Origin of the sequence: Acinetobacter bereziniae LMG 1003 = CIP 70.12 (assembly GCF_000368925.1) — a bacterium.
GTDB classification, from domain to species: domain Bacteria; phylum Pseudomonadota; class Gammaproteobacteria; order Pseudomonadales; family Moraxellaceae; genus Acinetobacter; species Acinetobacter bereziniae.
The window spans coordinates 1,472,534-1,496,172 of record NZ_KB849755.1; the positions used below are offsets into that span (position 1 = coordinate 1,472,534).

Genomic DNA, 23,639 nt, shown 5'->3' on the forward strand with positions numbered 1-23,639 from the left:
ATTCTATCGAGAAAAATGAAGTGGATAATTATCAAAGAATTTCAAGTGCTTTAGGACTTATTCACCCCATTACACTTGAGACAGGTCTGAATGCAGAAGTCTGGGATCGAAATGGTAAAAGGTATATTGATTTTATTGGTGGGATAGGTGTCCTAAATTTTGGGCATTGTCATCCAAAAATTGTCAAAGCGATCCAGCACCAAGCCCAAAAACTTACTCATTATGCTTTTAATGCTGCACATCATCAGCCTTATGTACAGTTTATGGAACAACTCACTGATTTTATTCCAGTTGAATATCCAATTGTAGGAATGCTCACCAATAGCGGTGCCGAAGCAACCGAAAATGCTTTAAAAGTAGCTCGTACAGTTACGGGAAGATCCGGTGTCATCGCTTTCGATGGTGGCTTCCATGGTCGCACCTTAGCTGCTGTGAATTTAAACGGCAAAGTAGCACCTTATAAAGGTGGGCTCGGTGCTTTACCCGGTCCTGTTTATCATATTCCATATCCGAGCAAAGACAACGATATAACTTCCGAGGAAGCAAAAAAAGCTTTGGCTCGATTGTTCCAAGTCGAAGTGGATATAAAAAATATCTCGGCAATTATATTTGAACCAGTCTTAGGCGAAGGTGGCTTTCACGTCATGAATGCCGATTTTGCACATTTTTTACAAGAATTCTGTCAAAAAAATGGCATTTTAATCATTCTGGATGAAATTCAATCTGGTTTTGGTCGTACAGGTGAAGCTTTTGCTTTTAAAAAGTTAGGGATTGAACCTGATTTACTGTTACTCGGAAAAAGTATTGCAGGTGGCATACCTTTAGGCGCTTTAATTGGTCGAGCAGAATACATGAATCATCCACATAAAGGGGCTTTAGGTGGAACATATTCAGGTAATCCGATTGCTTGTGCAGCAGGTTTAGCCACACTCGACATCATGCGATCTCAAATTTACCAAGAAAATATTCAACATTATATTGAGACAATTGAAGCTTATTATTCAAAGTGGAAACAACAGAATTTAACACCTTGGTTGGGACGTTTAACCGGTATTGGCGCGATGCGTGGTATTGAACTTTATCACCCCCAATATGGTGCAGGTACACATGTATTAGCAAACATTCTGACTCAGGCTAGAAATAAAGGTCTATTACTCATGTCAAGCGGACAAGAGAAAAATATTATTCGTCTATTAACCCCATTGACGATAGAACCTAAAGTATTAAAAGAAGGTCTGGATATATTGGAACAAATTTTGGCAGAAACTGCTCATCAAGAAATGATGACAAGTGTTTAAAAAGGAAGATAGTCATGACTAATTGGATCAATGTGGATGAGATCCGAGCGAAATTCTCAAAGTTAATGTCAGAGATGTATCAAAACGAAGTTCCATTATATGGTGATTTAATAGAATTAGTGGATGACGTAAACCAATCTGTTTTAGAACAGCAAACTGTTTTAAAAGCGCAATTACAACAAACTGGTGAATTAACTCGTTTATCACAAGAACGCCACGGCGCAATTCGATTGGGAACAGCAGAAGAACTTCATAATATGCGTCGCATTTTTGCGGTGATGGGAATGTACCCTGTAGGTTATTATGACTTAGTACCTGCTGGTGTTCCTGTACATGCAACTGCATTTCGGGCAATCCAAACAGATGCTTTAAATCATAGCCCATTCCGAGTATTTACTTCTTTATTACGTCTGGAGTTAGTGGATCATTCTGAATTACGCCAACTCGCAAAAGAAACGCTGGCAAAACGTCAAATTTTTACTGAAAAAGCGCTGGCTTTGACGGCAAAACATGAACTGCAAGGTGGATTGAGTGTAGATGATGCAGATCTGTTTATTATTGAAGTTTTAGAGACATTCCGTTGGCATACTCATGCACCAGTCACTGCTGATTTATATCAAGCATTACATGACCAACATCGTTTAATTGCTGATGTTGTTGCATTTAAAGGACCACATATCAATCATTTAACACCGAGAACACTTGATATTGACCAAGTTCAAAATGGAATGATGGGGCGTGGGATTACACCTAAAGCGATAATCGAAGGACCACCTCGTCGACGTTGTCCGATTTTATTGCGTCAAACCAGCTTTAAAGCTTTACAGGAACAAGTGATCTTTACAGATCAACAAGGAAGTCATACTGCTCGTTTTGGTGAAATTGAACAACGAGGCGTTGCGCTTACACCAAAAGGTCGTCAACTTTATGATGAATTGCTTGTCAAAGCACAACAGCAATTAGGCGGTATCGCGACTGAAGAAAATGCAGCGCAATATATGCAGATTTTAGAGGAAACATTCAAAGCGTTTCCAGATTGTTACACCACATTGGCCGTAGAGGATTTAGCTTACTTTTATTATTACGCACAACCATTTAGCACTCATCAGGTATGGACAGAAACGGATTTGCCTGAATTGATTCATACAGGTCGAGTTCGAATTGAACCGATTGTCTATGAAGATTTTTTACCTGTCTCTGCAGCAGGAATTTTTCAGTCCAATTTGGGCGGAAATGAACAAACAGATTACAGCTCAACTTCAAATCAAGACGTTTTTGAGCAGTGTTTAGGCACAAAAGTATTTGATGAAATCCAACTTTATGCCCAGGCTCAACAGCAATCAATAGAGGCTTGTTTAGCAACTTTAAATCAATCAATTGTGTCAAAGGTATAACAAGGCTTTGATGAGTTATTCATTTTAATGATGGAAAGGAAATAACATGATTCAGGAATTATTAAATAAATTAGGTGTTGCTGCTGAAGCGTATCAAACAGGTTCATTAACCGTAAAAACTCCAATTGACGGAAGTGTCATTGGACAGGTTGTTGTAAATGATCTTAAACAAGCTGATAGCTGTATTCAACAGGCACTCATTGCTTTTAAAGAATGGCGAAAAGTCCCTGCTCCGCGACGTGGCGAACTAGTGCGTATTTTTGGGCAAATTTTACGCGAATATAAAAATGAACTTGGCGCTTTGGTCTCGTGGGAAGCAGGTAAAATTGCTCAGGAAGGTCTAGGCGAAGTTCAAGAGATGATTGATATTTGCGACTTTGCAGTCGGTTTATCACGCCAATTGTACGGTTTAACGATTGCTTCAGAACGACCAGGACATCACATGCGCGAAACTTGGCATCCATTAGGTGTTGTCGGCATAATTTCCGCATTTAATTTTCCTGTTGCCGTTTGGTCTTGGAATACAGCATTGGCTTTAATCTGTGGTAATGCTGTAATTTGGAAACCCTCAGAAAAAACGCCACTTACTGCATTAGCTTGTCAGGCATTGTTTGAAAAAGCGGTTAAACAATTTGGTCGTGATGCACCTGCACAGCTATCCCAATTACTCATTGGTGATGCTTCAATTGGTGAAAAACTAGTGACTGACGAGCGTGTTGCATTGATTAGTGCAACGGGTAGTACACGTATGGGTAAAATTGTTGGTCCGAAAGTCGCAGAACGCTTTGGCAAATGTATTCTCGAATTGGGGGGGAATAACGCCATGATTCTTGCGCCAACAGCTGATTTGGATTTAGCCATCCGCGGTATTTTATTCTCAGCAGTAGGTACGGCAGGTCAACGTTGTACTACACTACGTCGTTTAATTGTACATAAATCGATTCAAGCTGAGGTTGTTGAAAAATTAAAGAAAGCGTATGCCACAGTTTCAATTGGACACCCTTTAGAAGGTAATCTTGTTGGACCATTAATTGACGAACATATTTTTAATCAAATGCAGACAATGCTTGTTCGAGCGCAACAAGCAGGTGCAAAAGTAACAGGTGGTGAACGAGTATTATCAGATCAATTTCCTCATGCTTACTATGTCAAACCAGCATTGGTTGAAGTGACGGCACAAGATGATGTCGTTAAAACAGAAACTTTTGCACCGATTTTATATGTGATTGGCTATGAGGATTTTGACGAAGCCCTCGATCTCCAAAATGATGTTCCTCAAGGATTATCTTCATGTATTTTCTCCAACGATATTCGTGAAGCTGAAAAATTCCTCAGTGCTGTTGGGAGTGATTGTGGTATTGCGAATGTCAATATTGGTACGAGTGGTGCAGAAATTGGTGGTGCATTTGGTGGTGAGAAAGAGACAGGCGGTGGGCGTGAATCTGGTTCAGATGCTTGGAAAGGCTATATGCGCAGACAAACAAATACCATCAACTATTCTCGGGAATTACCTTTAGCTCAAGGGATTAACTTTGGTTAATTATTTATTATAATCACAGGGTTAAATGAGCATATAACCTTATTTAACCCTTAAAATGCAAAAGTATATTGAATGATCTAAAAACAACAACATTTTGATGTTGCGATTTGATTGCTATAAGGATAGAGCAATAATCATGTTAAAAAATCAAGTATTATGGTCAACCCTCGTGGATAATGTACCTCATTTCCCTCAATTACAAACAGATATAAATACTGATGTTTGTATTATTGGTGGCGGATTCACTGGTCTATCAGCAGCAATTCATTTAGCAGAAGCAGGACACCGTGTCGTAGTCGTAGAAAGTTTAGAAGTTGGTTCTGGAGGATCTGGGCGTAATGTCGGTTTGGTCAATGCAGGAACATGGGCTCAACCAGATGAGCTAAATAAATATTTGGGAGAAAAAGTCGGAGAAAAGTTGACCACAGCATTAGGTCATGCACCACAACTGGTCTTTGATACGATTGATCGCTTAGGTATACAAGCACAAGATACTCGCACTGGTAATCTACACATGGCGCATAACTCGGAAGGTGAAGCTGATATTGATCACCGTTACCTTCAACTGAGTCGTCGCGGTGCAAATGTTGAAGTGTTGACAGGTGCAAAATGTCATGAATATTGTGGGACAAAAGTGGTTCAAAAAGCGTTACTTGATAAGCGAGCAGGAACCATAAACCCATATGCCTATGTCACAGGTCTAGCACAAGCTGCCAAGCGTTTAAATGTTGAAATTTACGAAAATTCATCTGTGAATGAGATTGTGAAAAGCGACTCGCAATGGTGTGTTAAAACCACCTCCGGAAGCATTACTGCGGATAAAGTTGTTTTAGCAACCAATGCTTACACACAAGGTGAATGGACTGAAATTCTAAAAACTATTTATTTTGTTAAATATTATCAAATTGCCTCTGAACCTTTGACTGGCTCAATTGCAGATAAAATTTTACCTTATAAAAATGGTTCATGGGATACACGTTTAGCGTTATCAAGTATTCGCCGAGATAAAGAAAATCGTTTGTTACTCGGAACTGTCGGTGGACATGAAGGAAAAGAGAGCATTTATCATTCTTGGGCTGATCTAATCACCCAAAAATACTTTCCTGAATTGGGTAAACTCAAATGGCAATATCAATGGACTGGAAAATTTGGATTTACCACAGACCATATTATGCGTATTTTTGAACCCGCACCAGGAATTGTGGCTGCAACTGCCTTTAATGGTCGAGGAATCACGACTGGCACATTGATGGGAAAAGCATTTGCTCAGTATCTTCAAGATGATGATCGTGAAAACTTACCGCTACCTTTTAGTGATCTGGAATCAAGCAAAGTCTCTTTCCGTAATGCTCGAGCAATGTTCTATGACTGTGGCATTACCTTATATCACGCAGGTCAATGTTTAAGAATTATCTCTTAAATGACCAAGAGTTAAAGAATTCTTAACTAAAACTGTCATTGCCAAAGCAAGACAATGCTTGTTCGTGATTTTAATAAGGCATATATATGAAACAGGATTTAGCAATTATAACGCAGCAGTTTATTGAACAACTCCAATCCAGTTTTGAAGGTGAAATAGATTGTTCCGAAGCGACTCGCCAAGTATTTTCTACAGATAATTCAATTTATCAATACCATCCGCAAGCGATTATTTATCCGAAACATCAACATGATATTGAAATGATTATGCGTCTTGTGAGTGAACATCAATATCAATCTGTAGTATTGACTGCTCGCGGTGGTGGTACAGGAACGAACGGACAATCTTTAACAAATGGAATTGTCATCGACGTTTCTCGACACATGAATAAAATATTATCGATCGATGTTCAACAAAAAAAGGCTATTGTTCAGGCTGGTGTCGTCAAAGATCAACTCAATGCTGAATTAAAAAAATATGGTTTATTTTTTGCTCCTGAACTGTCTACTTCAAATCGAGCAACCATTGGAGGAATGATTAATACAGATGCAAGTGGACAAGGGAGTTGCCGATATGGAAAAACACGTCATCACGTAACGCGTTTATCTACAGTATTAAGGGGTGGTGAGATTTTACATTCCCAAGCATTAAAACGAGAATCATGGCAACAACAAATTTTAGATAAAACTCCCTTTCAGAAAAATTTATACCACCAGATTTTTACAGTCGCTAAAATTAATCAAGACATAATTAAAAATAGTTTCCCATCGTTGAATCGATCATTGACGGGTTATGATTTGCCTAATTTATTGGATGATGAATATTTTAATCCAAACGCCCTACTCTGTGGTAGTGAAGGAACTTTAGGCATTATTGTCGAGGCAGAATTAAACGTTTTAGAGATTCCAAAGTATCGACTGTTAATAAATATCGGCTATACCAATTTTCAGGATGCATTAAAAGATGCCAATGTGCTCATGCAACATAAGCCACTATCAATTGAAACGGTTGACTCCAAAGTCTTAAATTTAGCTAAAAATGATATCGTTTGGCACAATGTCGCAAAATTTTTTCCAGACAATCATTTAGAAAAACCGATTGAGGGGATTAATTTAGTTGAACTTGATGCAACAACTGAAATTGAATTAAAACAACATCTAGAAGATTTTTTACAGCATTTATCTCAAGACAGACAAATCGAACGACTCAGTACCACTGTTGCATGGGGAGAAACTGAAATTAATCACGTTTATGCAATGCGTAAGCGTGCAGTCGGATTATTGGGTAATGTCGAAGGGGAAAAAAGACCTCAGCCTTTTGTTGAAGATACAGCCGTTCCCCCTGAGTACTTGGCGGAGTATATAGCAGATTTTAGACAGCTTTTAGATCATCATGGTCTGGAATACGGCATGTTTGGACATGTTGATGCTGGTGTACTGCATGTACGCCCGGCATTGGATATGAAAGACCCCAAGTCATTGGGAATGATAAAATTAATTACAGAGAAGGTCGTCGAATTAACGCATCATTATGGTGGTGTGTTATGGGGAGAACATGGTAAAGGCTTGCGTTCTGGTTACGCCCCTATATTTTTTGGACAAGCCTATCCCCTATTACAACAAATCAAAGCGCTTTTTGATCCATTTAATCAACTCAACCCTGGGAAAATTGCAACGCCTGCAACATTACCCACCAGTAAATTGATCGGACTCACCGAAATTCCGCTACGCGGGGATTATGATCGTCAAATTTCAAAGATCGACTGGAATAATTTTGGCACGACCATGCACTGTAATGGAAATGGCGCATGTTTTAATTATGATTTAAATGATCCCATGTGCCCTTCTTATAAAGTGACACGAAATCGTATTCACTCTCCCAAAGGACGTGCAACATTAGTGAAAGAGTGGCTTAGACGAGAGGAAAATCAACAATCTAGTATGGGTTTTGATCAGGAGGTATATGAGGCTTTGCATGGTTGTTTGTCTTGTAAATCCTGTGTTGGACAATGTCCTGTTAAAGTAGACATTCCTGATGCAAAAGCACGTTTCTTAGCCCGCTATCATCAACGATATCCTCGTCAACTTCGTGATTATATATTGGCAAAATTGGAATTTATCTTACCCCAAGTCGCATCGATCTCATCTTTATATAATGTGACACAAAGACTGACCTTACTAAAATCATTCCAGAAAAAAATACTCAGAATGACAGATATCCCATTGTTTCATCCTAAAGTGAAGGAAAGATTACAAACATATGGTGCTGTCCTCGTTGATCAGGACTTAAATAATTTACCCAGTAATGAGCATGATGTGGTTTTCATTGTACAAGATGCATTCACACGCTATTTTGATACTTCTGTCTTTTTGGATTTAATCACGCTAATAAAAAAATTAGGGGCTATCCCTTATGTATTGCCCTATTTCCCCAACGGAAAACCTTTGCATGTGCATGGTTTCCTTGATGAGTTTGAAAAGCTGAGAAGAAAAAATATTACCCTCTTAAATCAAGTTTCTGATTTAGGTTATCCTATAGTTGGTTTGGATCCAGCAATGACTCTAGTTTTTCGTCAAGAATATCATAAGAGATTTACTGAAGAATTGCCTGAACATCGTTATCAAGTCATGTTGGTACAAGAATGGCTAAAGCAACGCTTGGACGAATTTGAACTGCCAAAATTATCAACAACTCAATCCATGTATTATTTAGCTGGGCATTGCACTGAGCGAACACAAGAACCTAAATCGAATCAAATGTGGAAAGATATTTTCCAAGTGTTTGGCTTAGAACTTGAATCACTTACTTTGGGATGTTGTGGTATGGCTGGAACCTATGGTCATGAAACTGAACATTTAAACCAATCAAAAATGATTTATCAACAATCATGGCAAAGTAAGGTAGAACTGCACCACCAATGGATTTTAGCAACTGGATATTCATGTCGAACTCAAGTCAAACGTTTAGAAAAAACTCAACTTCGCCATCCTATTCAGGTTCTGTTAGAAAAATTGGGCTGAGTCTTAAATATCATCGGGTCTGTTGACCTTTTATAAATGGCTCTTGTTATAGGTTAAAATTGGGCATGAGACCGATACATTTTAAAGCATGAAACGAAGAAAATTGCGAAACTATTTTTAAGTTCCATAATGCATGGTTAAGATAGTTTAGCCACAACCCTGAGCAAAAATAAAGTATGGCTTTGTCCTTGCTTATATCTCCCAGCTCAACATGGCGACATCGATGTCGCCTCGCCATAGAAAGACCATCTATAACTCAAAAATGCAAAAAATATGTTTAAGCAAAACTTTTAAAAATTCATATAAAAAGTATCAAGTACATTGGATATGAACGATTCAAATCACATGTCTGAATCATGAAATGCTTTGACTCAAATTAATAAATCATTGTGAATTCATTAACCATGACTTTACCAATGGCAAGGATGGTGGTTGATGAGGTTTTCGTGGTGATATGAGGTAAAAGCCTGATCCTGTATCGAGTGTAATTGAGTTTAAACGTATTAATCGCCCTGCCTCTAAATCATCTTTGACAAAATTTAGGCAAGTTAAGGCTATCCCTTGCCCAGCAATTGCTGAATCAATGGCAAGTGAGGTCTGATTAAAATAAATATTTTTAGAATTAAACAAATCATGATCAGGAAAAGCGACCTGAAGATATTTAGGCCAAAAATTATGGGCATCATGAATTAAAGTATACGATTGAAGACTTTTAGAATCATGCGGATGCCCTATTTTTTCAATGAGCAAAGGATTTGCTACAGCAACCACCTGGTTTTCAAAAAGCAAATCAGCATTCACACTATTTTCAAAAGGTGGGGCTGCTAAACGGATAGCTAAATCAATTCCATCTGTGCCAAAATTTTGTACCTTTGGACTCGCAACAACTCTTAAATCCAAATCAGGATAAGTCTCTGCAAATTCATTTAAACGTGGAAGTAACCATTTCGCAGCAAATGAGGGGGGAACGCTGATAGTAAGATAGGGTTGAGTTGGATGTAATATTTCTGTTGCTTCTTCTAATATTTTAAATGCCTGTTTTACACTTATCGCATATCGATAAGCACTCTCAGTCATTGTTAATTTTCTTGGTGTTCTTTCAAATAATTTGAGACCCAACTCCTCCTCTAAGCCTCTAATTTGTTGAGCCACAGCAGCTTGTGTGACCCCTAACTCATCAGCAGCTAATCTAAAATTTAAGTGCCTTGATACAACTTCAAATACATATAAACCTTTTAACGATGGAAGCTTTCTCATGAACTTAGCCAATAGTTTTTCTATCTGATCATACAAAATAATATCGTTTGTTTGCGGTGTACTCAACACTTAAACTCAATAAATAAAATGATTACCATCTATAGTGAGGAAAATGAAAATGGTTGATAAAGTTGCAGTTATTACAGCCGCAGGGAGTGGCATGGGCGCCGCAGTCGCAAGAAAATTGGCCAATGAAGGATACAAAGTAGCCATTCTTTCTTCTTCAGGAAAAGGAGAAGCGCTTGCTCAAGAGTTAAATGGTTTAGGTGTGACTGGCTCAAACCAGTCTCCTGAAGATATTCAACGCCTGATTGATGAAACACTTAAACGTTGGGGACGAATTGATGTCTTAGTTAATAGTGCTGGTCACGGTCCGCGTAAAGGAATTTTAGAGTTAACGGATGAAGATTGGCATGCTGGTATTGATACTTACTTTTTAAATGCTGTACGTCCAACTCGTTTAGTTGTACCGATTATGCAAAAGCAGAAAAGTGGTGTGATTATTAATATTTCTACTACATGGGCATTTGAACCAAGTCCATTATTCCCAACCTCGGTGGTTGCTCGTGCAGGTCTAGCTGCCTTTACAAAAATCTGCTCAGATCAGTATGCCACTGACAATATACGTTTTAATAATGTCTTACCAGGTTGGATTGATAGTTTGCCAATGACAAACGAACGCAGTGATAGTGTTCCAATGAAACGTTATGGTACTACAGAAGAAATTGCAGCGACGGTCGCATTCTTAGCTTCTGAAGGTGCTGCATATATTACTGGTCAAAACATTCGTGTAGATGGCGGTCTAGCTCGTTCGATCTAATAACAAATATCAGTGATTATTGGGATAAAGCGATGTAGCTTTATCCCTTTGGGAGTTTTACAAAATGCCGTTAATTACAATTGAACTTGCCCCAGGGCGTACACATGCGCAAAAGAAAGCGTTTATGCAAGAAGTCACAACCTTGACTTCAGTGATATTAAAATGTCCAACAGAGACCATTGATATTATTTTTAAAGAAATACCATCATCTGATTGGGCACATGCAGGAAAGTTTTACGCTGAACCTGATCAATAAGATTTTAATGATATAAGGCTGGAATTAAAATCTTACAGCCTTATCCTATCGGTCATCCGAGGTGTTATATGGGTATACCGCTTAAAAGTGATTTATTCAAACAAATTATGGATCACCTAACCCAAGCTTCTATAGAGCGCTCCCCTTTTACCCTGATGCAACTTGCGACCATAAATTCAAAAAATGAACCTAAGCTTAGGACAATTGTACTTCGCGACTTCAACGCAGAGAAAGGAATAATTTCTTTTTTTACTGATACACGTTCTCAAAAAATAGAAGAAATAAATAATAATCATAAAGTTGCTTTAGTTGCATTTGATCCTAAAGGAATCCAATTACGAATTGAAGGTGAAGCGAATATTATTCAAGATATGCAAACAAAAAAAGAAGCATGGCATAAATTAAAACAACACACTCATTTACTGTTTACAACATCCGTTTCACCTGGAAAAAAAATTGCTTCACCTCACGAAGTCAGATATATAGATGAAGAATATGGCAATAAAGAACCATCTATTTTTTTTGCTCTTATTGATATCCACATAACAAGTTTAGAGTGGTTGGACCTGAATGAAAATCCCCATATAAGATGTTTTTTTGAAAAAGATAAAAATGGAGAATGGCAAGGACAGTGGTTAGCCCCTTAATTATCCAATCTTTTGCGTTTTAACATGAACGTGAGTTCGATGCAAATACATCTTCAACTCATTGAAAAACAATAAGTCTCGGCGGAGTCTTGCTGAGTTTTCACCCAATTTCAGGATCAGCCTGCGGCTCGCCCTACTTTTCTTTCGGGAAAAGTAGGCAAAACCATTGTCACCCGCAAAACTCGTCAACCACCAGCAACATATTTAATCAGTCGCAGAAACAATACTTTATAGAAGTAACCCTGCCTCAAACAGTTGCAGATGACGTTTCCGAGTATCACATTTCATCAAGAATTTTTATCGAACTCAGGTTAACATTAATTTAAATGATCTTGAATCCATTGTGTAATTGTCACGACTTTTGGCGTTTTCGCCATCGATGTTGGATAAGTCATATAATAAGCTTTGGTATTATTTAATTCATAAGGCCAAGCCAAGATTAATTTTTGAGTTAATAACTCTTCTTCAATCAAAAATTTGGGAATAAGTGCAACACCACAACCTATTATTGCCGCATTAATACATGAATAAAAAGTATCAAATCTTGGACCAATAAATGGGTGTTCATTTACGAACTCTTGCATTTGAAAATATTCATCCCATGCTCTAGGACGTGATCGACATTGAATTAAAACATGACAATGAAAGTCTTCTAAACTATTAAAAGGCGTTTGTGTAATTTCAGGAGAACATACGGCTACACACTGCTCTTCAAATAATTTGATGCTGGTCATATCCCTCCAGACGCCTTCACCATATAAAAAGGCAATATCTGCTTGTAAATTTTCAATTTCCGAATCATGAATTTGTTCTTGAACATCGAGATGTATATTGGGATGAGATTTTCCAAATCCTTTTAATGCTTTAATCAACCATCTCGCGCATAACGTAGGGTGAACAGCGATATTCACCGTCTCTGCTTCACTCCCATGTGCCAATATATTTAAAACAGAGATTTCGATTTGATTGAGTATCTTTTGGGCTTCTGCTAGGAATATTTTACCTGAAGGAGTAAGATTTAAACCCTTTAAAGAACGGTCAAATAAAGTCGTGTTAAGGCTATCCTCTAAATGGATAACTTGTTTACTTACAGCACTTTGAGTCATGTGGAGGACTTGAGCAGCTTTGGTAAAACTTAGAAATCGAGCAGAAGCTTCAAAGCATCGTAATGATGTCGTCGATGGAAAAGTTCTGGATGTCATTTTATGCATTTTTTAAATTCCTTTTTTTAATATTGAAGAGTGCCCAAATCCATTGAAAGTTACTTGTTTTTTAGTCTGCCATATCATTGCTTTGACCAAATACCTTTAGATCACTGACTCAATAATACGAATTTCAATTTAACCCATTCAGTAAAAAATAAAAATTCAAAAAATACCCAATCAAGCAGATATTTTTCATCTTTTCGCTGTCCTTTTTAACAACAATCATCTTAACCTAGCTTTGTAGTTTGGATGACAATTACTCCTCCGATAATAAGTGTGAGCGCGAACCACTCAATTGCTGTTACATTTTCCCCCATTACAGCACCAATAATCACAGCAATGACAGGTGCTATATATGTTGCAACTGAAGCTTTCACTGCTCCTAATTTTTGAATAATGTAATAATACAAAAGAAAGGCTCCTCCCGTACCCATTACACCTAGCCCAATAATAGTACCTAAAAGTACATGTCTATCAGAATATATTGTTGTAATACCTTTAAAATCAATGAATAAAATAAGTATCAGTACTGCTATACCTAATTGCCAAGTTGCAAGTGCAATGGATGGTATCTCTAATGGCAAAAGATAATATCGGGCATAAACAAATGAGATACCGAAGCTCAAAGATCCGACCATTACCCAGAATATTCCCATTAATGAAATAAATTCAGAACTTTCCCACGGACGAGCACTTAAAATAATCCCCGAAAAACTGAGCGCAATACCCATAATGACGCCTAGTGACAATCGATCTTCACGCAAAAAAATGAGTGTTGCAAGTAAAGTAAAAATAGGAATAATTCCACTTAATAATCCAGCGATACTACTTGGTAATAATGCCGTTCCAGCAACAATACCATAGTAATAAAGGATCGCTGCTAAAACAGACATGACCACAAAATGCTTTAGATAACGTAGTTGCTTCAATGAAATACTTCCTGTATACAAAGCAACGATTAAAAGAGGGATGAAAGCAAAGAAAATCCGCATGAATACCGTCTGAGCTGGAGAAATTAAAGCGGTCGCCCATTTCATATAGATGAAATTGCTTCCCCAAATGATACCCAGTAAGACAAGTGCAGCATAAGCACGCAACATAGTGTCCTTAACTCCTCAGAGCATTCATAACATTCGAGCTCCACAAGAGCTCGAACTCATTTGATTAAAGAATTCTTTTTGACAGTTGTCTCGTATATTTAAGAATTCGATTTATTCTTTATGAATTTAACAATGAAACTAGCACTCACTGTACCAATTGCCAAAACCAAAGTGACTATGGTTTCGTACTGATACTTTTCATTCACAAACATATATCCCAATGTGAGTGTAATTAAAGCAATGACAACATAAGTCAAATATGGAAAACACCACATTTTAAAATCAAGCTTAATACCTTGTTTGTCTAATGATTTACGCATTTTTAATTGAGATAACGCGATAATTAAATAAATGAGTAAGCTAATTGCGCCTAAGGTAGATAAAAAGAAGAAAAACAATCCCTCAGAAGCATAATAATTAAGTCCTAAACAAATGATTGAGAAAATGGTGGTGACGATAACTGCTGTTCGTGGTACACCTGCCTGGGTTACATTAGCGCAAATTTTAGGTGCATCTCCACGACTTGCTAAAGAAAACAACATACGAGAACTTATGTAGGTGCCTGTATTTAAAACACTGCTTACCGAAACGAAAACAACCAGATCCATGATGAGTTTTGAACCCGGCACATTTAGAACATGCAGAACATACTGAAACGTTCCCATTTCCTGTAACCCTTTATCTGTCCATGGCACGATACACAGCACTAGAAAAATGGAAAGTACATAGAATATTGCAATACGATAAATCACCAGATTGGTTGAACGGCGAATTTCCTTGCCTGGATGTTTTGCCTCTGCAGCAGCAATTGACAACATTTCCACACCAAAGAATGAAAACATCACAATTAATATCCCAGACAGAATAGCCCCATAGCCATGAGGAAATAGTCCGCCATGCTGATATAAATTAGCAATACCACTAATATTTGGATTTAATGACCAATAACCCAAAATTGCTGAAACACATATAACAATGAAAATAACTATGGCAGCAACTTTAGTTAAAGCAAACCAAAATTCAAACTCACCAAATTTTTTTACGTCGAAAAGATTTGTCAAGGTTAAGATTAAAAGAATACTAAAAGCAAAAATAGCGGGATGTACATCAGGAAAATAAGCAACTAATATATTTGCCCCCATTATTGCTTCAAAAGCAACAACTAACATCCAAAACCACCAGTATAACCAACCTGTGGTAAAACCAGCCCAATGTCCTAATGTTTTTTCAGCATAAACTGAAAATGAGCCTGAGTCTGGATGTAGCACTGCCATTTCACCCAACATACGCATCACTAAGAATACTAGAATACCTACAATCATGTAAGAAAATAATATCGTGGGACCAATCGTATTAATGGCTGATGCTGATGCAATAAATAGACCTGCACCAATAATTCCACCAATTGTTATCATACCCACCTGTCGGCTTGATAAACTGTGGCATAATTTATTGTCCGTATCACTACGATTAGATATATTGTCATGTTGTTCCATTGAATCCTTCCTTATAAATTTTAATTGTTTATTGATCCATATATTAAATTTAGAAAAATTCTAATAAACGACTACAGTACACTCCATTTTATAACTGTAGATAATTGATCGATTCACAAAACTATCAATTTCAATAAACTAATTTAGTATGTTTTTACTGATTCTGACCTACAAACGAAAAAAGGGAATGTCTTTACGACTTATTTTCGTAGACATTTAATGCATGCAATATTCTTTTTCTTTTCGTGTTTTGCTATTAATAAATCAAAGAAAATCCATGTTCTAAATTTCTCCATATAGAAATTCATAACAAATATATTTTCAAGCTTCAGTCTGGAGCACAAAAAAATAAATTCAGTAAATCAATATCAAGGAAGATATCAATGTTTAAATTCAAATACTTAGCTATAAACTTGACCCTATTATCTATATTTTATCCTCAGATGACACAAGCTTCCTCTCAAATCGGAGATCCCCAATCTAATCTTGGGGCACTTACATTTTCAGGATGGCTACGTGCCAATATTCAGGATAAAAACTATTCGAATGATGAACATAAGCTCAAATTTGATGCAGCAAAATTAGCCATTCAATATGACGCAACCCAATTCTTTGGTAATTTTGAATATCGTTGTTATCAATTTGATGAAATCTGTGATTTTTCTTCTTTGGTCAATGCCAATCTTGGCTATAAGATTAATCCAAGTAATCGTATAACTATTGGGATACAGGATGTACCTTTCGGACCTGGTCGTGGCTGGTCAACCAATTGGTTTGGAGACATTACTGTGACTTCAGGTTTATCAGATATTCACCATTTGGGCGTGAACTTCAATACTCAGCTCTCTGATGATACGACAATCGACCTCGCCTATTTCGTCCGTGATGCGGGAAGTTATGTAGGAGATAGTAAAAATGCTGCACGCTATTCTGCCAGTTATGTCAATCCCAATGATCCGAATGAAACCCGCTTGCAAGAAAAAAATATGCTCGTTTCACGTATCGATCAAAAATTACCTCAATGGATTGACGGACTGAATCTAAGCGCAGGAGGCTCTTATTGGTATTCACAGTTGGATAATAAAACCAATAATCAGACAGGGCATCGTAATAGTTGGGCTATTTTCTCTCGTGCTCATTATAATAACTTTAATTTAACATTAACGACTGGTAGGAACAAAATTAAAAACAAAGATCTATTACAACCTAATTATTCCGTCATGGGAGCATTTGATACTAATTATTATGTTGCGAATGATGCTGATTTCTATGCCATCGATATTAATTATGCTTATAAAGATCCAAATGGTCGTTTTAATCTAACACCGTATGCGACTTATTCGCTATATAATAAAAATATTGATGATTATAAAGACTCAACACGTCATACGATTGGAGCGCAACTTGATGTGAAAAAGTTCTCTTTTGCAACAGAATATATTTTTGGAAAAAATGATCCATTTATTAACGGAAATATGCAATCCTTATCAATAGCTGATAATAAACCGACCCATAAAATGTTAAATTTATTATTCTTCTATAATTTTTAATTTACTTGGTTATTATTTTCAATCTAATCATACGATCATAGTAGAAAAGAAAGTTCTCCAGTTTGCTCAAGAGTCATATCTTAATCAAATCGTGGGAACTTTCCTTCGGTTTTCTACTTTTGAGTTCAATTATTTTGAGGGGGGTTACCGATAAGTACTGATAATTCAAAACAGCTCAAGTCACGAAAAAATAATCTAGCTGTCTACAGAAAAGCTACAGAATTTTTTGTAGACTTTATGCCTACCTTTAGTTGTTAACAATAACTACGGTGTTCATCATAGAATTTTACGATACCTCTGTTTTGGGCTTTTCGGCTTGTCAGGAATAGTACGATCAACCAAACCCGCCTCTATCGCGGGATTGAGATAATTCTTTTGAAAAGTTGCTCGATGCGTTAACCCCACCAATTGCATCAACTCAATCAACGTATAGTCTTCTTGTTTCATTACTGAAATTAAACGTTCTACTTGATCGCTACGTTCTAAACGAGCTTCTGCATCAGCTTGAGCGGTAGCATGATCGCTATCTTGAGCGGTGTCATTTGAACTAAGGATTGCATCTAAAATCATCTGTAAAATGAATTCGATAAATGGCGCTGAATCAGCCCGATCAGTACTTGCTTGTAAAGCCTCATAGTAGGCTTTTTGATTTTGATAGATCAGACTTTCAACTGGGATATTGACAAAGATAGGATTCCATCTACTCAGTATCAGTGTTTGCCATAGTCGCCCCATCCGCCCATTACCATCTGAAAATGGATGAATAAATTCAAATTCATAGTGGAATACTGAACTTTGAATCAATGGGTGTATTTCACTATCATTCAACCAATCGAGTAAATCAGCCATCAGTCGATTGATCTGATTGGTAGGAGGCGCCATATGCACAACTTGATCGCCTGACATTACACCGACACCACCATGACGATATTGACCGACTTCATCGATCAAGCCCGTCATTAAAATTTGGTGTGCTTCTAATAAGTCTACTTCGTGACCCGGTTGCCATTGCTGAAAGCCTTCATAGGCTTTGATAGCATTACGCACTTCTTGCACTTCTTTTGGAGGCGCAATTACTGTTTTACCATTAAGGATCGCTGTGATTTGTTCTGTACTGAGCGTATTTCCCTCTATTGCCAATGAACCTTGAATAGTGCGGATACGATTAGCTTTCCTTAATTTTAGACTATCTTGGATTTCTTCTAAAACAGTCAAACGCCCTATATTCTCACTAATCTGCGCAATCAGATGAATGATTTTGGATGTGATGCTATAAGGCGGTTGGTATTTCATAAGTAAAATTTCAACTAATTTGAAGATAAACCCAATTTATCAAAAAATGCTTTATTCAATAAACTGCCTCTAATATAGCCAGTATGGACCAAAATGTTTACCAATCTCAATACGATAATTTTTTCTGTTTTTGCGGCGTTCTGCAATATACGCTTTCGATTTCTGGGTAAAACGAAGAGCAGAACCTACTAAAGAAGAATCATGATCGGCTTATTGACCTGTTTTTCCAAACTCAACTTTATCAACAAAAGATTTAGAAACTTCATAGGTAGCCATGCAAATACCGACCATTCAGAACATTTGAAGATAATAGATATGGAAATATTAGCATTTGTCTACAAGAGAGTTGTAAATTTAGAAAAAACCACAAAATTTTAATTGTTTATAAAAATTATTTTAATATAACTTATTGCTTAAATAAGTGGTCCCGAGGGTCGGACTCGAACCGACACGTCATCGCTGACAGTGGATTTTGAGTCCACCGCGTCTACCAATTTCACCACCTCGGGAGAGGTTGTGTGCGTATAATAGCGCGTTTCATTTTCTTGTCAACGACAAGTTTTCACATTTGTATAAAATTAATGCATATCTGGTTTTTTTGGATTATAAATCACCAATTTCAGCCTTTAATTTGAAAAAAGACTATACTAAGCGCAGTTTTTAAATCTCCAATGTCAGTTTTTCTTTCCCATGATGCAACTCTCTGATTTTAGTTTCGAACTTCCCGATGAACTTATCGCACGCTACCCGCTTGAAACACGTAGCGCTTCTCGCCTTTTACATCTCAATGCAGATGGCTCATATCAAGATCACAGTTTCACCGATATATTAGATTTATTCGATGAAGGTGACTTGATGGTACTCAATGATACCAAAGTGATGAAGGCACGCCTTAAAGGTAAACGAGCATCTGGAGGTGTAGTTGAAGTCTTGGTGGAGCGTATATTTGATCAAACTATTGCACATTGTCACATCAAAGCCAGTAATTCACCTAAAGCAGGTGCTGAACTATTTATTGGTGTAGATGGTGTTAAAGCCACTGTACAAGGGCGTCATGAAAACTTATTTATTGTCGAATTTTCTCAGCCAATTTTGCAGGTTCTGGATTTGTATGGGCAATTACCTATACCACCTTATTTTAATCGAGAAGCTGAAGCGATCGATACTGAACGCTATCAAACAGTATTTAATGATCCAACCAAGTTAGCAAGTGTTGCAGCACCGACCGCAAGTCTGCACTTTGATCAAAGCTTGCTGGAAAAATTAAAACAAAAAGGTATCCAACAAGCTTTTGTGACCTTACATGTCGGTGCAGGTACATTTTTACCTGTGCGGACAGACAATATCGAAAATCACATTATGCACAGTGAATGGTGTGATGTACCTGAGGCAACCGCAAAACTTATTCAAGAAACCAAAGCACGTGGGAATAAAGTCATTGCAGTAGGGACCACAGCAACACGTGCATTGGAAAGTGCTGCACAAGCTTCAGGTGGTAAAATTGCGGCTTGGACAGGAGATACCCAAATCTTTATCTATCCTGGCTATCAGTTCTGTGTGGTGGATCGCTTGATCACTAACTTCCACTTGCCTGAATCAACGCTGTTAATGCTGGTTGCTGCATTGTCCAATCGAGACAATATTTTAAATGCTTATAGACATGCAGTTGAGCAAAAATATCGGTTCTTTAGTTATGGCGATGCCATGCTGATTGAAAATGCAAATACAGAACAAATGACAGCAGAATAGTTTACGCCATAATTTACAGCACGACCTGCAAAGTATTCATTCAAAGGATGCTTTGCATTTAAAATCATTTTTTCGTTACAATTAAGCTTCTAAAAACTCGTCACAATAATGAATAAAGATGAATGATTTACCGACAAAAATTCAAAATGCGTTTAGTCAACAACATGTCAATAATGGTAAAACCCAAAGTAATATTGATTCAATCAACCAATTATTAGCTTCAACTGAAAATTTTGAGCACTTGATCGAAAAGTTAAAGCATTGGCAAGATGATCCAAGCCTGTCTATTCAAAATTATACCTTTTGGCTTTTTATCTGTGTGGGTATAGGCTTTGCCATTTTGGCTTTTTTTACTCACCCAATTCTATTTTTATTTGCAATAGCCAGTATTGCCTTTGCTTTTTATAAACGTACTTCAACCAAGCCACTCAATCAACTCATAGATTATCTCCAGCAAAAGAATTTAGAAGCAAAATATCAAATTCGCTTCTTTCCGAACGAGACCGATAACAAAATTATCTCCCCTTATGATTTTCCATTATTTGGCTTAGGGGACTATGAAAATTCAATTCGCAATACCATTTACGGCACTTGGCAAATTAATGGTTTCATCTATCCATATATGTTGTTTAACTATCATTATGTTGATGAAGTTGAAACTCGCGATTCGGATGGTAAAACAAAAACTGAATATCGCCATTACGATTTATGGGGAATCATTGTTGAGAATTTTCCAACCCAAGGTATCAGTATTTCTTCCAAACAAAACCGCGCGTGCCGACTTGGAACGAAATGGTCCAGTGGCGATATTCGTTTTGACAATCAATATCAACTCAGCGGAACCAACGAAATGCGTTTGGCTAAATTTTTCAGTCCCAATCATGTACTCATGCTTGATCAGGCGATGTCGAATTTCAAAGGTGATTTTTACATTCACCCACAACACCCAGCACTGTGTTGGTTATTTAAGATTGACATCACCAAACCGCATTTGCCAGTGAATCAAGTCCAGACTGTACATGACCTAGCAGCTCAACTGGAAAGCATGGGCATGCCTGATTATGAGCAACTTAAACAATCACTCATAACAATATTGCAAGAAGTTCAACCTAACACTGAAACAAATAAGTTTTAAAAATAAATAAGTTAATTGGTATTTAATGTGATTTATCGCATAATTATCGATAAAGTATTTAAAATTTTAGTTGCTGAAAGGCCAAATCATGATGAGCAATTATGCCTATAGAAACCGTTGAACGATTACTGCATTACCGCACTCGAAAAAATCAACATGTGATGCGTAATATTGCTCGATTGTGGGAGATTGGGCAACAGGCTCAATCTGCACAAGATATTTTAGATGGTCTACATCCCTGGGGTGAAAGCAAAGATCTGTTTTTCTATAATGTAATTCCTCGATTTTTGTTTATTTTGGGGATAGCAACTTCGCTAATTGGCTGGTTTTTTCATCCATTCATCCCCTATCCACTGGTGCTTTTAGCTGGATTATTATGTTGTTTTGCTGCCTATTTAATTTATGAGCCCAGTGACCCAATTGACGAAGTCATTAATTTTCTAGAGCAGAAAATAATGTTGTTGCGGTATGACTTGCATTTCAATAAAACACCAACTCATATCTCGACCACAAGCAATACCTTATTGGTTATGAGCAGATTAAAACAAACCTTTCCTTTTTTTGCCCAAGGCAATGTATCAAATGAAATCGAACAATTTGCCTCTACAGTTTGGTTTGATGGAGAACAAGAACATCATGTGATGTTGTTTCAATATCATTATATTGATGAGTTTTCACTCCCAAATAGCCAAGGTGAAAAGCAAAAAATCAGAGAAATTCACAAAGACCAATGGGGCGCTTTTATTTTTCAAATGCCTGCACTTGGATTTGCTGCCAGCAACAAACATCATGAGTTCACACCGCCGTATACACAGCGCTGGAAAACAGCCGATATTATGGTGAACCAAAACTTATATATTTTTGGCTATAATCAACATCAATTAGCACGAACCATCAGCCCAAGTATTACCTTAAAATTAAGTGATTTTTTTCAACAATATTCAGGTGATATTGTTTATCATTTTGAGGAAAATATGCTGTGCTATATGGGTGATCAAAACTTATTTCGAATTGCTCGAAAAAAGCAAAGCCCTCAAGATATCTCGGCACTACGTGGACATTTAAGAACATTAACCATGCCTGAATATGAAAAATTCAAACAGAGCATGCTAAACTTGATTTCATAAATCATAAGGAATAATCAGAATGGGTTTAATCATATTTATTGGGATTTTTATCGCCATTATCGTTTGGGGCATTTTAGTCAGAAATAATATTGTGCGTTATTTCAATGCAACCCAACGTGCATGGGCCGAAGTGGCGAATTTTGAACGTCAAAAAGTAAAGACGCTTGAGACTTTAGAACAGACACTGGCGCAATATACTCAATTTGAAAAATCCACCTTAGAAAAAGTGACTGAATTACGTCAGCAAATTTTGAATTTAAATTTAAACAATACTGATGTTTCTCAATTACAACATGTGGAAAAACTCAACCAAGACTTAATGAAAAGCCTAAATGTTGTTGTTGAAAATTACCCTGAACTTAAGGCTGATACACTGTATGCAAAAATGATGGATGATATTCAAGAGCAAAATGAAAATGTCGGTGCAGCGATTACAATCTTCAATCGTAATGTTGAAGAATTTAACAACACTATCGAAATCTTCCCGAATAATATGATTAACACCATCACTTTAGCGAAGAAGACGATTCGTCCATTTTCAGATAATGTTGTAACTCAAAACTTCGATTACAAACCAAATTTCAATTAGTCACCAACATCCCCCCAAACCTTTTATATGCCTTCTTAGATAAATGCTAAGAAGGTTTTTTTGAATTTTCGTTTTATACTATGAATGCGTCAAATAGACTTATTTTAAAACCAAAATATAAATCATCATTCGCAAATCTCCATCATCTTTGAAGATAAATACAGCTATTTTTAGATTAAAAAATGACATTTCGATCATTTTCTGATATTTTTCAAACCGCTAAAAAAATGACTATTTTTAGAACAAAACGATCAACTTATAAAAAACAATCTAAAGATTGGAGTTATACAATGTTAAAAAAACTATTCATGATGTTCTGTCTGTGTTTCATATGGCAAGCTCCTGCTCAAGCAAAAGGACTCTTGGTTTTCAATACAGGTGATGAAATGTTTAAAGTTGGTGCATTTCCACAAGAACTCATCAGCCAATATGAAGACCTCAAAAGCTTAAATGTAGGCTACAAATGTAGTCACTTCGGAATTTTATGGGCAGATGTGAGAACATGGGATTGTACACTGGTTGGAATGACTGATGCTGAACCAGATACTTTTTATGAATTACCTGAAGATGTGATTGCATCATTAAGTAAAAATCCTGATTACCAAGAAAATAAAATGCAACGCAATTTTTGGAATCATTATGGCATTTTTATTTTAGTTCTTGCGATCATTGGATTAATCGTCATGGGGCGCAAAGCCAAAGATTAATCGGACGGTTATCCTAAAAGAAGTGGACCAAAGTTC

Annotated in this window: 19 protein-coding genes and 1 tRNA gene; 14 read left to right on the forward strand and 6 right to left on the reverse strand. The window is 37.0% G+C overall.

Annotated elements, in window-relative coordinates; all coding sequences use genetic code 11:
• Nucleotides 1-20: 20 nt before the first annotated feature.
• The 5 genes from F938_RS08735 to F938_RS08755 all read left to right on the forward strand — a co-directional run bounded on the left by F938_RS08735 (nt 21) and on the right by F938_RS08755 (nt 8,672).
• Nucleotides 21-1,298, forward strand: a complete 1,278-nt coding sequence (locus F938_RS08735; RefSeq protein ID WP_005030949.1) for a 2-aminoadipate transaminase — start codon at nt 21-23, stop codon at nt 1,296-1,298.
• Nucleotides 1,299-1,312: 14 nt separating this feature from the next.
• Complete coding sequence (gene hglS, locus F938_RS08740) at nt 1,313-2,692, forward strand: 2-oxoadipate dioxygenase/decarboxylase HglS (protein WP_005030950.1); 1,380 nt, start codon at nt 1,313-1,315, stop codon at nt 2,690-2,692.
• Between the two features lie 46 nt (nt 2,693-2,738).
• Nucleotides 2,739-4,232, forward strand: coding sequence for an L-piperidine-6-carboxylate dehydrogenase (gene amaB / locus F938_RS08745; protein WP_005030953.1), 1,494 nt, complete (start codon nt 2,739-2,741; stop codon nt 4,230-4,232).
• Nucleotides 4,233-4,368: 136 nt separating this feature from the next.
• Nucleotides 4,369-5,652 (forward strand): L-pipecolate oxidase, encoded by a 1,284-nt coding sequence (gene amaA / locus F938_RS08750; RefSeq protein WP_004827763.1) that lies wholly within the window; start codon nt 4,369-4,371, stop codon nt 5,650-5,652.
• Between the two features lie 86 nt (nt 5,653-5,738).
• Nucleotides 5,739-8,672, forward strand: coding sequence for an FAD-binding and (Fe-S)-binding domain-containing protein (locus F938_RS08755; RefSeq protein WP_005030955.1), 2,934 nt, complete (start codon nt 5,739-5,741; stop codon nt 8,670-8,672).
• Between the two features lie 384 nt (nt 8,673-9,056).
• On the opposite strand, the gene F938_RS08760 is transcribed toward F938_RS08755, so the two are convergent.
• Entirely contained in the window at nt 9,057-9,929 is an 873-nt protein-coding gene (locus F938_RS08760; protein ID WP_227560669.1) for a LysR substrate-binding domain-containing protein, read from the reverse strand.
• A gap of 118 nt (nt 9,930-10,047) precedes the next feature.
• Between F938_RS08760 and F938_RS08765 the strand changes: the two genes are divergently transcribed.
• From F938_RS08765 to F938_RS08775, 3 genes are all read left to right on the forward strand, one after another.
• Entirely contained in the window at nt 10,048-10,749 is a 702-nt protein-coding gene (locus tag F938_RS08765) for an SDR family oxidoreductase (RefSeq protein ID WP_005030959.1), read from the forward strand.
• Between the two features lie 64 nt (nt 10,750-10,813).
• The gene (locus F938_RS08770) at nt 10,814-11,005 is read left to right on the forward strand and encodes a 4-oxalocrotonate tautomerase (protein ID WP_004827759.1); all 192 of its coding nucleotides are present in this window, start codon (nt 10,814-10,816) and stop codon (nt 11,003-11,005) included.
• A 68-nt stretch (nt 11,006-11,073) separates the two neighbouring features.
• The gene (locus F938_RS08775) at nt 11,074-11,652 is read left to right on the forward strand and encodes a pyridoxamine 5'-phosphate oxidase family protein (RefSeq protein ID WP_005030961.1); all 579 of its coding nucleotides are present in this window, start codon (nt 11,074-11,076) and stop codon (nt 11,650-11,652) included.
• Between the two features lie 317 nt (nt 11,653-11,969).
• Here the strand turns inward: F938_RS08775 and F938_RS08780 are convergent, their stop codons facing one another.
• From F938_RS08780 to F938_RS08790, 3 genes are all read right to left on the reverse strand, one after another.
• Nucleotides 11,970-12,863 (reverse strand): LysR substrate-binding domain-containing protein, encoded by an 894-nt coding sequence (locus F938_RS08780; RefSeq protein WP_005030962.1) that lies wholly within the window; start codon nt 12,861-12,863, stop codon nt 11,970-11,972.
• A gap of 221 nt (nt 12,864-13,084) precedes the next feature.
• A complete protein-coding gene (locus F938_RS08785; protein ID WP_005030963.1) occupies nt 13,085-13,957 on the reverse strand; it encodes a DMT family transporter in 873 nt (290 codons plus the stop codon).
• Between the two features lie 98 nt (nt 13,958-14,055).
• Complete coding sequence (locus F938_RS08790) at nt 14,056-15,453, reverse strand: amino acid permease (protein ID WP_005030964.1); 1,398 nt, start codon at nt 15,451-15,453, stop codon at nt 14,056-14,058.
• Between the two features lie 383 nt (nt 15,454-15,836).
• On the opposite strand from F938_RS08790, the gene F938_RS08795 reads away from it, so the two are divergent.
• Nucleotides 15,837-17,003, forward strand: coding sequence for a hypothetical protein (locus F938_RS08795; protein WP_005030965.1), 1,167 nt, complete (start codon nt 15,837-15,839; stop codon nt 17,001-17,003).
• Between the two features lie 276 nt (nt 17,004-17,279).
• On the opposite strand, the gene F938_RS08800 is transcribed toward F938_RS08795, so the two are convergent.
• Together F938_RS08800 and F938_RS08805 are read right to left on the reverse strand one after the other, a co-directional pair.
• A complete protein-coding gene (locus F938_RS08800; protein WP_005030966.1) occupies nt 17,280-18,296 on the reverse strand; it encodes a Fic family protein in 1,017 nt (338 codons plus the stop codon).
• A gap of 422 nt (nt 18,297-18,718) precedes the next feature.
• Nucleotides 18,719-18,805 (reverse strand) — tRNA-Leu (locus F938_RS08805).
• 184 nt (nt 18,806-18,989) lie between these two features.
• On the opposite strand from F938_RS08805, the gene queA reads away from it, so the two are divergent.
• The 5 genes from queA to F938_RS08830 all read left to right on the forward strand — a co-directional run bounded on the left by queA (nt 18,990) and on the right by F938_RS08830 (nt 23,603).
• Nucleotides 18,990-20,045 (forward strand): tRNA preQ1(34) S-adenosylmethionine ribosyltransferase-isomerase QueA, encoded by a 1,056-nt coding sequence (gene queA / locus F938_RS08810; protein ID WP_034715030.1) that lies wholly within the window; start codon nt 18,990-18,992, stop codon nt 20,043-20,045.
• A 118-nt stretch (nt 20,046-20,163) separates the two neighbouring features.
• Complete coding sequence (locus tag F938_RS08815; RefSeq protein WP_005030968.1) at nt 20,164-21,180, forward strand: hypothetical protein; 1,017 nt, start codon at nt 20,164-20,166, stop codon at nt 21,178-21,180.
• 101 nt (nt 21,181-21,281) lie between these two features.
• Nucleotides 21,282-22,307, forward strand: coding sequence for a membrane protein (locus tag F938_RS08820; RefSeq protein ID WP_005030970.1), 1,026 nt, complete (start codon nt 21,282-21,284; stop codon nt 22,305-22,307).
• A 19-nt stretch (nt 22,308-22,326) separates the two neighbouring features.
• Nucleotides 22,327-22,896 (forward strand): LemA family protein, encoded by a 570-nt coding sequence (locus F938_RS08825; protein WP_005030971.1) that lies wholly within the window; start codon nt 22,327-22,329, stop codon nt 22,894-22,896.
• A 290-nt stretch (nt 22,897-23,186) separates the two neighbouring features.
• Nucleotides 23,187-23,603 (forward strand): hypothetical protein, encoded by a 417-nt coding sequence (locus tag F938_RS08830; protein ID WP_004827746.1) that lies wholly within the window; start codon nt 23,187-23,189, stop codon nt 23,601-23,603.
• The last annotated feature ends 36 nt before the right edge of the window (nt 23,604-23,639 follow it).

Excerpts from the sequence above, each read along its gene's own strand:
- hglS (WP_005030950.1), top strand. The coding sequence starts at position 1,313 with ATGACTAATTGGATCAATGTGGATGAGATCCGAGCGAAATTCTCAAAG.
- amaB (WP_005030953.1), top strand. The coding sequence starts at position 2,739 with ATGATTCAGGAATTATTAAATAAATTAGGTGTTGCTGCTGAAGCGTAT.
- amaA (WP_004827763.1), top strand. The coding sequence starts at position 4,369 with ATGTTAAAAAATCAAGTATTATGGTCAACCCTCGTGGATAATGTACCT.
- F938_RS08755 (WP_005030955.1), top strand. The coding sequence starts at position 5,739 with ATGAAACAGGATTTAGCAATTATAACGCAGCAGTTTATTGAACAACTC.
- F938_RS08760 (WP_227560669.1), bottom strand. The coding sequence starts at position 9,929 with ATGAGAAAGCTTCCATCGTTAAAAGGTTTATATGTATTTGAAGTTGTA.
- F938_RS08765 (WP_005030959.1), top strand. The coding sequence starts at position 10,048 with ATGGTTGATAAAGTTGCAGTTATTACAGCCGCAGGGAGTGGCATGGGC.
- F938_RS08770 (WP_004827759.1), top strand. The coding sequence starts at position 10,814 with ATGCCGTTAATTACAATTGAACTTGCCCCAGGGCGTACACATGCGCAA.
- F938_RS08775 (WP_005030961.1), top strand. The coding sequence starts at position 11,074 with ATGGGTATACCGCTTAAAAGTGATTTATTCAAACAAATTATGGATCAC.
- F938_RS08780 (WP_005030962.1), bottom strand. The coding sequence starts at position 12,863 with ATGCATAAAATGACATCCAGAACTTTTCCATCGACGACATCATTACGA.
- F938_RS08785 (WP_005030963.1), bottom strand. The coding sequence starts at position 13,957 with ATGTTGCGTGCTTATGCTGCACTTGTCTTACTGGGTATCATTTGGGGA.
- F938_RS08790 (WP_005030964.1), bottom strand. The coding sequence starts at position 15,453 with ATGGAACAACATGACAATATATCTAATCGTAGTGATACGGACAATAAA.
- F938_RS08795 (WP_005030965.1), top strand. The coding sequence starts at position 15,837 with ATGTTTAAATTCAAATACTTAGCTATAAACTTGACCCTATTATCTATA.
- F938_RS08800 (WP_005030966.1), bottom strand. The coding sequence starts at position 18,296 with ATGAAATACCAACCGCCTTATAGCATCACATCCAAAATCATTCATCTG.
- queA (WP_034715030.1), top strand. The coding sequence starts at position 18,990 with ATGCAACTCTCTGATTTTAGTTTCGAACTTCCCGATGAACTTATCGCA.
- F938_RS08815 (WP_005030968.1), top strand. The coding sequence starts at position 20,164 with ATGAATGATTTACCGACAAAAATTCAAAATGCGTTTAGTCAACAACAT.
- F938_RS08820 (WP_005030970.1), top strand. The coding sequence starts at position 21,282 with ATGCCTATAGAAACCGTTGAACGATTACTGCATTACCGCACTCGAAAA.
- F938_RS08825 (WP_005030971.1), top strand. The coding sequence starts at position 22,327 with ATGGGTTTAATCATATTTATTGGGATTTTTATCGCCATTATCGTTTGG.
- F938_RS08830 (WP_004827746.1), top strand. The coding sequence starts at position 23,187 with ATGTTAAAAAAACTATTCATGATGTTCTGTCTGTGTTTCATATGGCAA.